General features: G+C 60.9%; 7 protein-coding genes. 2 read left to right on the top strand and 5 right to left on the bottom strand.

The window, feature by feature from the left end; genetic code table 11:
- Window positions 1-227: 227 nt before the first annotated feature.
- Window positions 228-968, bottom strand: a complete 741-nt coding sequence (locus tag ABZ823_RS30595) for a GntR family transcriptional regulator (protein WP_361666103.1) — start codon at window positions 966-968, stop codon at window positions 228-230.
- An 80-nt stretch (window positions 969-1048) separates the two neighbouring features.
- Here ABZ823_RS30595 and ABZ823_RS30590 point away from each other — a divergent pair, with 80 nt between their 5' ends.
- Both ABZ823_RS30590 and ABZ823_RS30585 read left to right on the top strand, forming a co-directional pair.
- Window positions 1049-2143 (top strand): DUF1152 domain-containing protein, encoded by a 1095-nt coding sequence (locus tag ABZ823_RS30590; protein ID WP_361666101.1) that lies wholly within the window; start codon window positions 1049-1051, stop codon window positions 2141-2143.
- 341 nt (window positions 2144-2484) lie between these two features.
- Window positions 2485-2817, top strand: coding sequence for a hypothetical protein (locus ABZ823_RS30585; protein WP_361666099.1), 333 nt, complete (start codon window positions 2485-2487; stop codon window positions 2815-2817).
- 795 nt (window positions 2818-3612) lie between these two features.
- Here the strand turns inward: ABZ823_RS30585 and ABZ823_RS30580 are convergent.
- The 4 genes from ABZ823_RS30580 to ABZ823_RS30565 all read right to left on the bottom strand — a co-directional run bounded on the left by ABZ823_RS30580 (window position 3613) and on the right by ABZ823_RS30565 (window position 10010).
- Window positions 3613-5913 (bottom strand): hypothetical protein, encoded by a 2301-nt coding sequence (locus ABZ823_RS30580; protein ID WP_361666097.1) that lies wholly within the window; start codon window positions 5911-5913, stop codon window positions 3613-3615.
- A gap of 14 nt (window positions 5914-5927) precedes the next feature.
- On the bottom strand, window positions 5928-7559 hold the full coding sequence (locus ABZ823_RS30575) for a site-specific DNA-methyltransferase (RefSeq protein WP_361666095.1): 1632 nt from the start codon (window positions 7557-7559) through the stop codon (window positions 5928-5930).
- A 929-nt stretch (window positions 7560-8488) separates the two neighbouring features.
- Window positions 8489-8872, bottom strand: coding sequence for a hypothetical protein (locus tag ABZ823_RS30570; protein WP_361666093.1), 384 nt, complete (start codon window positions 8870-8872; stop codon window positions 8489-8491).
- Between the two features lie 19 nt (window positions 8873-8891).
- Window positions 8892-10010: an IS701 family transposase gene (locus tag ABZ823_RS30565; protein WP_361666091.1), complete on the bottom strand. Its 1119-nt coding sequence runs from the start codon at window positions 10008-10010 to the stop codon at window positions 8892-8894.
- Window positions 10011-10259 lie beyond the last annotated feature (249 nt).

The raw sequence follows: 10259 nt of genomic DNA, 5'->3' as shown, positions 1-10259 counted from the left end.
CCGCTACGAGCGCAAAGCCGAGCACTTCCTCGCCTTCACCAGCATCGCCTGCATCCTCATCTGCTACCGCAGACTTGCCAAATGAGATGACTTCTAAGCGAGCCTCCTCATCCGGCCGCCGACTCGTCACGTCGTGCCCCTTCCATCCAAAGTGGCCTTAGCCACTTCCTGGATGGTGGCATTAGCCACTTCGGAAGTGCAAGCGGTTCGACGCAACTGTCGCACTGTCAGGTGAGCGGATAGCCCTGTTCGAAGGCCCAGCGGTGCGGAGGATAGGTGGCTTCGGCGAACTCCAGCGGCCGATCCTGCAGGTCGAAGACGACGTGGTGAACGATCAGGACCGCGGACCCCGGCTCCAGCCCGAGGTCGGCCGCCTCTTCATCGGTAGCAGCCCGAGCGCACATGCGGTCCTCGGCATAGCTCCCTTGACGCCCAGTCATCCTCTCGACGTACATCAGCGTCCCTTCCTGGATCCGCTCAGGGTCCATGAGCTTGGGAGCCCGCTGGCCGACGTCCGGGGCGAACCACGAGGTCGACAGGGTGATCGGCCCGTCCTGGTTGTTCGTCACACGCCGGCGATGCACGGCCCTACGATCCTTGACCAGGCCCAACGCCTCAGCAACGTGATCCGGCGCCTCCAGCCATCCGGCCGAGGTGATCACCGCGTACTCCCCGGCCGTGTAGATCTTCCCGGTCTGCCGGGCCCGTCCGTACAGCTCGCGTGCGCGCCGGTTGACCTCCAGGCTCCGCACGTAGGTCCCCGACCCCTGACGCTTCTCGACCAGGCCCTGATGGCTCAGTGCCTCCAGGGACCGGGCGGCGGTCGGCCGGGACACGTTCCAGTCAGCGGCGAGCTGCCGCTCCGAGGGAACCTCATCCCCCGGCCTCAGATCACCCCGAAGGATCTGGTCCCGGATGTGGTGCGCGATCTGGAGGTACTTCGGCTGAGCCTCCTCAATCTGAGGCATCGACCCTCCTAGTGAAAGTGGCTATGGCCTCTAGCCACTATAGGCTGAGTGGCCAATCTATGAACCCGTACCCTGAGCGCATGACGCGGTTGATCGTCGCAGCAGGAGGAGGGGGCGACGCAGTCGCCGCCGCCATGCTCCACGTCGCCTTGTACGGCGCCGAGGACCGGGCGGTGATTCTCACGTACGCGTGGGACCGCCTTCTGATCGACCCGATACCGGGTCCGCGGGGAGCATCCGACTTCACTGGCCTGAAGCGGATGACCCCGGCCGTATGGGCAGTGCCGGCGAAGGCCCACCCGATCGCTCCTGCGGGCTCGACCCTCCCCCGGCTCGCAAGAGAGCTCCCGCACACCTTCGCGTTGATCGACCCGCACCAGGGCGTGGAAGGCGTCACCCGCCAACTGGAAGAGTTGGTGGAACACTTGACCCCCCAGTCAATCGATCTCCTGGACGTAGGCGGAGACATCCTGGCTCGGGGCGATGAGCCGAGGCTCAAGAGCCCGCTTGCCGATGCCCTCACCCTTGCCGCTTGCTGCCAGGTGAACGCACCGGTCCGGCTCCTGGTTGCGGGTCCCGGCCTGGATGGTGAACTGTCGCCGGAAGCTCTGCGCGGCATGCTCGGCCCCCTCGTTCATACCTTCACCGCGAAGGATGTGGAGCGGATCAGCACAGTCCTGGAGTGGCACCCTTCGGAGGCGACCGGCGTGCTCGCAGCGACGGCCCGAGGAGTCCGCGGCACCTGCGAGATCCGTGACGCAGGGCTCCCCGTACCGCTTACGGACGAGAGCCCGACAGTGCATGAGGTCGACCTGGACGAGGCAGTCAGCCGAAACCGGCTGGCCCAGGCCATCATGGCGACCGAGACCCTGGAGGAAGTCGAGGCGCACAGCCGCGAGATCTGCGGCTACTCGGAGATCGACTACGAGCGCAACAAAGCCCTGTGGCTCAAGGACCAGCCGCCGACGAAGCTGGACCCGGAGGCGACACTGGCCCAACTCGACCAGTTCGAGGCCGAGGCCCGAGCCCGGGGAGCCACACACACGACGTTCCGCCGCATCACCGAGGCACTGAACCTCAACGGCACACAACGCGACGACCTACGCCAGCTCCTCATCAACAGCCGACCGGAGCGGTACGACGCGCCCCTTTGGCGAGTCTCCGCAGAATCCTGAGTAACAACTTTCTTCACGGGTTCAAGACGCCGCGCTCCCCGCGCGGCGCGGCGTCCCCCGGGGCCGCGCCCCGCCGCTCACGTCTTCGCCCCGCTCCGGCGCGCGGCCCCGGGGGACGCCAGAGCGAGAGAGCGGCACAACCTCAAAGCTAGTGGGGCTCCGCCCCACGCCCCGGCCCTCCCTCGAAGGGGGCGCCTCCTTTCATAAATGAGATCGATGAGGCCATCGCTGCCGGCACGGCAGTCGAGAAAGCACTTAAACCGAGACGCCGTAGGACCCAATCGCGCGTTGCCGCCGGGAGCCCGGAACCGCCCCCTTTCATTACTCAGCGCTTGGAGGATATGCCCGAAGCTGAATCTGACGTTCTTCGCCGCAATCAATCTATCGTCATCTCGACGCGGCCGCTGAGCCGAAGAGAACGCGTTGCACTGCTAGTCAGTGCGCTAGGCTGGGTCATGATTGTACTACCTGAAATCGAAGACTCGACCGCGAGAATGCTGCTGGAACCGCCACGCAGCGAAAGTCGCCCACCCATTCGAAGCATGCAATTTGTGCCAGATCCGGAAAATGGGCACCTAAACGAGGATAACTACCGTATCGATGGCAGCCGGCACGAGGATCAACAGATGCTCTCTTACTTGCTCGACGAGGCATACGGAGAATTGAGCGAATGACAATCATGGACGACCTTATTGCCGAGATCAGACGCACCGTGCGACACAGAGGCATCTCCTACGACTCAGCTTCGAAAGCTTACGACGTCTATGAAGGCTACCTATTCTCTTTGATTGTCACTACCGCAGCAAAGCATAAGGCAAGTGTCGCGTACCAGGACGTTTACGGAAACAGCGTGCAAGATTTAGTATTTCGCACCAGCCCGGGACATTTGTTCAATAGCAACGTGCCATACACCCACGCGTTGATGAAATTTCAGGGGGCTCCAGCCTTGGAAGTCCACGTGGGTGTCCGTGTACAGGGACGCTCTGGAGTACTTCATGAATGTGATGTGCTTGTACTGCCCGCGGACGAGGCACACCTAAGCCGATCCGAACGCATCGCCCCTCGCGGCAGCAAGTGTCTCCTTGCAATCGAATGTAGATTCTACGGCTCTAATTTGAAGATTAGAGACGCTCGGAACTTCGAGGGTTTGCACGCCGACCTGGGGGCGACTCACACTCTCTTCGTCTCGAATGTGGGGGCCCCTAACGTCACCAAATATCTAGCCTCTCGAAACCGTTGGGAGGAAAGGGAGGTCGTGCCGAGCAACATGGATCAGGTTGGGTACACGAAGAACAAGATCCGCGAGTCGTTCAAGTCGTATCTAAGTAAGCACTCCCCGTCCACGCCAATTTAAACCCGTCGAAGAGCGAGTCAGCTGGACCACAGAAACTGCCCCGACCAACTACGCGAAGGGCGGGGCATGTTTGCAAGGCGACAGCCACGGGCCGGAACCACCAACAGGCGCTGCCTCAGGCAGTCCCCGACACATGAGTTAGGGCCTGTGCGAGCGAAGAAAAGTACTCCGGTGCCGGCGCCCGATTCTTGCGAGGTCGCGCCACAGTCCAGCCGTCGTTGTCAGAGATCGAGGACCAGTCGTTCGCAATCTGTCCACGAGCTAGAAGCACAATGCGAGGCTGATCTATTGTGAGTAGCTTACCTCTCACCTTCGCGTTCAAAATGTGCTTGCCCGTGGGATCCAGCGCGAAGCAAGTCCCTCCAACCCACCAGAGGAAGTCCGGATAGAAGGTGGCCGAGTCCCCAACCTTCATCGGTAGTTGAATCCCATACCCGGACCCGCGCGACGGATTACGTAGCCAAACTCCCTTGTCCAGACTGTCCAGAGTCTTGGCGAACTCCAACTCATCCGCATTGAACGACCTCGTCGAGTACCGTTCATGTGCGCTATTTCGGAAACTAGTCATCTGGCTGGCGGTCGGCTGGTGCGGACCGGCAACCCACGTCTCACCGCCGATAATCTTGACGGGAACCAACTCGACCGTGGCTTCGAACGCCTCGACTACGTGATCAGCTCGCTCAGCCAGAATAACTTGCGCAACAGATCCACTACAAGAACGTTGGTCGAATGCTGGTCCCGTGAAGATCTCCGGTTCGAGAAGGTGAACACAATGCCGACTGCGGGTTTGAATTCTCCGGTGAAGGTACTCTCCGTTTCTCCGACGGAGACTCGCGGCCAGAATCTCGTAACGAGTGTCGTCATCCTCTCCGCGGAGAGAAATTTTCATGACCCGGCGTTGGCCAGGCGCCAATAGGTCTTCATCAGCGAATGGCTGCTTCGACAACGCTTGAATCTTTTTGATTTCTCCTTCGAGTTCTGCTTCGCCCAACTGATAGTTTGGAAGTTTCAGCACCCCGTCATAGTTCGGCCTGAGAGCCACCGCAGGCAGAGGGTCACCCTTAGTTCGAACGCGCACCGCGATTGAACCCGCCGGGTCGTCGTCATCCGTCGCATACAGGCTCAGCTCCTGCTTAAGCCCCGCCACGATCTCTTCGAATCGCTTATTCGGCACCCGAACGAAGAGAGTCGCAGTGTTCAATACGTCGTCGGCAAAGTGCTCGGCCCCGGGTTGTCGTAGCGCCCGTCCGATCACCTGGGCAATGCGGACGTAAGAGTTTGACTCATCATCGAAATACTCGATGTATGCTTCGGGGTCGTCCCAGCCTTCTTGTAGGGCCCGATTACAGATGATGTGCCGGTGATGGGGCTGCAGCTCAGAGAGTGAGGAGACCCGGACGGCGTCGTCGGGCACGACCTTCGTCTGCGTATAAATCGCGATTTCTTCAGCCGGTACGCCACGGTCACGCAAGTGCTCCCAGATAGCGACAGGCCTAGCAACGAGTTCGTCCTTGACTGGGTTCGACTTCTCTACGACATACAGAACCTTAGGGTTGATGTTGGCACCGCTGTCTTCCGCCGACTTTACTAGCCGACGGTGCAACACGATACTCGCATCCAGCAACTGGTCAGGGTCCGAGTCGAAATTTTCAACTGCGATAGTGTGTTTGAGGAGCTGGTTCTCTACTATGTCTTTCGTTGAGATCCGGACGCGCGCCTTCTCTGCAATTGGCCGCATCTCAGGATCTGCATCAATAACCTTTGCGAACTCAGCGAACTGCGAACTCATCGGAGGCGTCGCCGAGGCCAGCAAGAATCCGATCGGCTTGAGCCCTATCAGTTGGTCGAGCTGCGCCGGCGTTTGATTGTGGCTCTCGTCGTACACAACCCAGGTGGGCCGGCGGAGCTCAGTTCGCAGTTGTTCCCACGGCGACATGTCACCGCCCCAATCAGGGTGGGGGCGGTGCATATTCAAACGAGCCGACTCGCTGCCGCCAGCCGTTGCCGCATCGACTTCGTTCCAGGAGCCTACGGTCGTGACCCAGATAGTCAGGCCGCGCTCAGCCTCAATAAGTTGCTCCCACTCGCCTTTAGAAGGACGCTCACGAAGAATTTGCGTATTACCAGGCAGCAGATGCCGGTACTTTCCGGCCAAATTCCTGTAGGTTTGTTCGACAACCGCGCTAGACTTCGACGTCCACAGAACCAGCGCAGGTTCAAGATTACCTACTGTCTTGGCGAGGATTGGAGTTTTTCCCGCTCCAGTCACCGCTTTCAGATGACCTACAAAGGGGATCGGTACTGTGCCATAGTAGCGAACACGCTTGGAGAATGCGTGGGTCCACTCCTCAGCGGCCTCCGTCAGTCTTGCGGCAGCTTCCTCTTGGAAGTCAAAAAGCGTGATTGATTGTGACACGACTCCCCCTCGAATCAGGTGCCGTAAAAGCTGACCACGTCGTCTTCTTCTGGGTCTTCCAGGTTGAGGTTAAGAAGTATCTCATCCGGAATCTGCTTAAACGTGAAGGCTGAAGTTTCGCTGATTGTGCATGTTGTGCCATAAATCTGCAGCTTGGCAGTGAGGCCGATCTCTCGCGCTTCTGCAATCGCGGCATTGATTGCATCCACGTCTACCCGACTATTTGTCGGCCCTTGCCAGACCAAGGCCAGTGCTTCGCCTCTTTGGTTTGCACCGATAACCCATTGCTTTCCCGTAATGGCCCTGATACCAGTACGGACGCCGGACCGGTCTGTTTGACAGATGAGCGCAGCAATCTTGTCGCGCTCCAGGCCAAGGATTGCCTTGCGATCCAGTTGCTTGCCAGTTGCTAGGAAGGTGAAGCCCCCCGGCAACGCGTCTACTTCGATAGCACGCCGAAGGCGAGGGACTACTAGAGTACGGGCGTATAGGTCTTCCCCGTTGCCCTCCTCTATCAAGAGGAATTTCCTGGAACCACCATCGCGTTTGTTAAGCTGCAGCACTGCTTCGCCCGTAGTGCCGCTACCTGCGAAGCAGTCGAGGACCAGCGCATCCTTACCCCCCGCCGCCCCGACCAGCATCTCTATGAGCTCCACAGGCTTGGCATTGCGGAAGCCGTCGAAGTCTTTGCCGAAGAGGCTCTTCAAGCGATAGGCGCCCGCTCGAGCGTCGAGTTCGATCACGCTGCGCAGGCTTCCGCGATAATCTACCAAAAAGTCCTTCATTTGGACAATTTGGCCGCGATTCTTCGGGAAGACTATGCGGCCCTCTTGGATATGCCTCTCCATGGTCTCGGGTTTGAATCGATAGCCGTTGAGTGGCATGGCATAGGCGCGAGGATCAGATGCTGAAACCACCCCATCTTCACAGACGCCGTAGCGATATCCACCCGGCTTGGGGTTGTGCACTCGGCGAGCCGACTGATAGGGCCCGTTGATGGGGTCGAGTTCCGTGTAGTTCCCTAGACGTCCAACTGCTTCTTTGTTAGCCTTCACGAGCTGTGCCCAGCGTTTTTTGCGCTCGTCATAAATGTCAGTCTCTAGGCAGATCGCGTCATACTGCTCCAGAAGAGCATCGCGCACCTCGTCGTTGGGCGTCGTCCATTGATTCGCGACCTTTTTGATGCTTTTCGCATAGCAAACTATGTACTCATGTTCCATCGCAATGCGTGATCGATTGTTATCCGCAGACCCCTTCCAGGCAATTACGCCGATTCTGTTACTTTCGTCGAAAACTTCGTCCATAAGCATCAGCAATCGGCCAAGCTCAATGTCATTTATGGATACAAAGACAACTCCGTGATCGGCCATCAATCGCTGAATCGTTACGAGTCGCGGGGCCATGTAGTTCAGCCACTTAGTGTGTCGCCCGCCGTCCTCATTGGTGATGTATACAGCATCACTAGCATCAGCGTCAGGATCCTTGTAGCGCGCGTCGCTATAGCGAAAGTCGTTGCCGCCCCTGTTGTAAGGGGGATCGATATAAACGACGTCCACAGTGTCGCTGTACTGCGACTGAAGGGAGACCATCACCTGAAGGTTGTCACCCTCGATCACCAGATTCGGGGATTGCTCCCCATGGCTCAAGTCCGGCTCCGGCTCCAGGACGCGAGGAGCTGGAACGAGCGACCTATAGGAACGCCGCCCCTGCCAATGAAGGTGGAGGCCTGCCTCCTCACGGACGCTTTCGACCCAGTGTCGAGTGGACTTCACGCGATCACCCTGACTACAAAGGGCGCGCCAGACGGGGTACGTCAGGCGCGCATGACGGCTACACGCGCCTCCCCAGAGTCGGCACATGCTGAACTAGCCTAGGGAGCAGCGTAGTTGGTCTCCCGTCAGCAATGAGCAGCTTACGCACGAGGTCGGATACTTCTAGCCCTCTCGGGGCAAGAGGTCGGGTGCGATGGGGTGCAACTCTGCCGGCCACGCGGCCCTGATCTGCTGCGATCCGGTCATGGCAAGGTCCCCCGGCGCTGGCGTTGCCATGAAGCCCGGCCGGGCTCGGAGCTACAGCGTCTCCCCGCGAGGGTGTGAACTTCCAACGGCGAGCGGTGTGGTCACTTGACCCATCTACTGCGTGCGCCGCTCCCCGGCACGCAATCCCGTGGCGGGGTGAACCGAGCCAGATAATCGGTGATGACACGACAAGAGCGTCAGTGAGCCTGAGCCGCCATGCGGCGCGGACCATTCATGGACGGGAACCCGCTCTAGGTACCGATCAAGGGCTCTGACCTGCACACCCATGACGGGCCGAAGGGGCCTCCGGAGCCGTGTGCGCAGGTTCGAATCCTGCCGGGGGCACTGCAGGTCAGAGGGCTAAAACGCCACCTGACCAGCGCAGATGCCAAAACGAAGTGACTGCAGCCATATGCGGCCGAGGGCCAGCGAAAGCAGCCGTAGGACGCGCACTGCGGGACATACGCGGGATCGGACATTGAGTCACTTAACGACCAATCCGCCACATAGCAAACGCCCCGAGGGTTCACCCCCCGGGGCGTTCGGTGTGATCATCGTCACTCGTATTCGAGCAACAGATCCTCGATTCGTTTGTTGTCCACCACGTGCCGCCCATGGAGGCACTTCGCATACCGAGCGAGCAGCACCTCCACGGTGTTTCCGGCTCGCTCTGCGACCTCCGTCGGATCGACTCCGGCGTTCAGCCAGTTGGACAGCGCCGAGTGACGCAGGTCGTACGGTCGGTCAGCGAGTGGGCTCGCGACAAGTTCTGGTGGCAGACCGAGCTCGCGGGCCTCGGACCACACACGCGAGTAGGTCGAGGAGCCGACCAGTCCACCGCGCTCGTTGAAAAAGAGTCTGCCGTCATCAGCCGTGCCGAACGTGTCGATGCTGTCGCGCCAGATGGACACGAGGATCGGCGGCAGAGGCGTCGGACGCACCTCCTCGGGATCGCGGTTTTCAGCCCGCGGTCGTCGTGCACCTCGCCCGTCTTGGTCCACTTCTTCCCCGCGGTCGGCCTGGTCCGATGGAGATTCGCCAGCCCCCACCCCTCGTCGGGGAGGTAGCAGTCCTGGATCGCCACCCCGACGGTCTCCGCAGGACGCATCCCGGCGTAGTACATGCCGGCGAACATGCCCACCAGTCGCCTGCCCCTGGCGCGGTGATATCCGCCCACGTACGAGACAGCGCCGAGCAGGTTGCTGGCCTGCTTCGGGTTGGCCACGACGCGAGGGTCGACGGGAACGATTCTTCGGCGACGGCCGGCAGCCGCACCGCTGCCCAGAGGTAGATGCGGGGCCCCTTCGCGCCGTCGCCGCAGGAGATCTTCTCCCATGCCTCGTCCGGGGCCTGCGCGAACAGGCCCTCGATCCGTGAACAGCCCACGCTGAACTGAGATTTGGGGACGGCCAGTACGTAGCCGACACCCGATTGCTCCAGCAGCCGGCGGAACCGGTTGTCCTGGCCGTAGGCGGAATCCGCGGTGACCCAGGTAATGGGCAGTGGCGAGGCCAGGGCCCGCAGCACCATGTGCCGGGCCAGTTCGCCTTTGGTGGCGAACTCCCGCTCGTCGGGGACCCTTGCGGTGCGGCAGCGTTCCCGGTCCTCAGTCCAGGACTTCGGGAGGTAGAGCTCGCGGTCGACCAGAGCCCGGCCGCAGGCGGAGGCGTAGGCGGCGAAGACGCCGATCTGGCAGTTCTCGGTCCGGCCGGCGGTTCCGGAGTACTGGCGCTGGACCCCGGCGGAGGTGGTGCCCTTCTTGATGAACCCGGTGTCGTCGATGATCAGGACGCCGTCGGCCTTGCCGAGCTTGCCGGCGACGTATTCCTGAAGGTCGTCGCGGATGTCATCGGGTTCCCACTTCGATCCGGCGAGGAGGTGCTGCAGGCCGTCAGGGGTGGAGTGTCCGGCTTGCTCGGCCAGTTGCCAGCTGTTCTTGCGGGCCACCGGGGCGAGCAGGCCACGCACGTAGTCCCGCATGCGGCGGCGGAGCTCGACTCGGCCGAAGCGGTGCCCGATGGTCAGGAAGAGGTCGTCCAGTTCGAGGTCCCACTGCGCGGCGGCAGACTCCGTGATCACCCTCGGAGGCTGCCCCGCCGCTGTCACTACCTGCGGCGTTGTCGCACGATCGAGGGGCGGTCTCCGTGAGACCGCCCCCGCACGATCGAAGTCCCGCTACACTCCCGCCACCCGGCGAAAAGACCAGGTCAGACAGCGAAATCCTGCTGGAGTACTAGGGCCTGTACGGAGTCGTGATCAGTGACTTGGCTGAAGGCTGCGGATCCAGATGACGGCGCCTCGTAAGTGGAGTCCGGCAAGGTAGCTCTC

The organism is Streptomyces sp. NPDC047079 (genome assembly GCF_040643755.1).
Lineage (GTDB): Bacteria > Actinomycetota > Actinomycetes > Streptomycetales > Streptomycetaceae > Streptomyces.
The sequence above is the reverse complement of the archived record's forward strand: the minus strand, read 5'-3'. Positions and strand labels throughout refer to the sequence as shown.

Coding starts and splice junctions, on each gene's coding strand:
- ABZ823_RS30585 (WP_361666099.1), top strand. CDS start 2,485: ATGCCCGAAGCTGAATCTGACGTTCTTCGCCGCAATCAATCTATCGTC.
- ABZ823_RS30595 (WP_361666103.1), bottom strand. CDS start 968: ATGCCTCAGATTGAGGAGGCTCAGCCGAAGTACCTCCAGATCGCGCAC.
- ABZ823_RS30590 (WP_361666101.1), top strand. CDS start 1,049: ATGACGCGGTTGATCGTCGCAGCAGGAGGAGGGGGCGACGCAGTCGCC.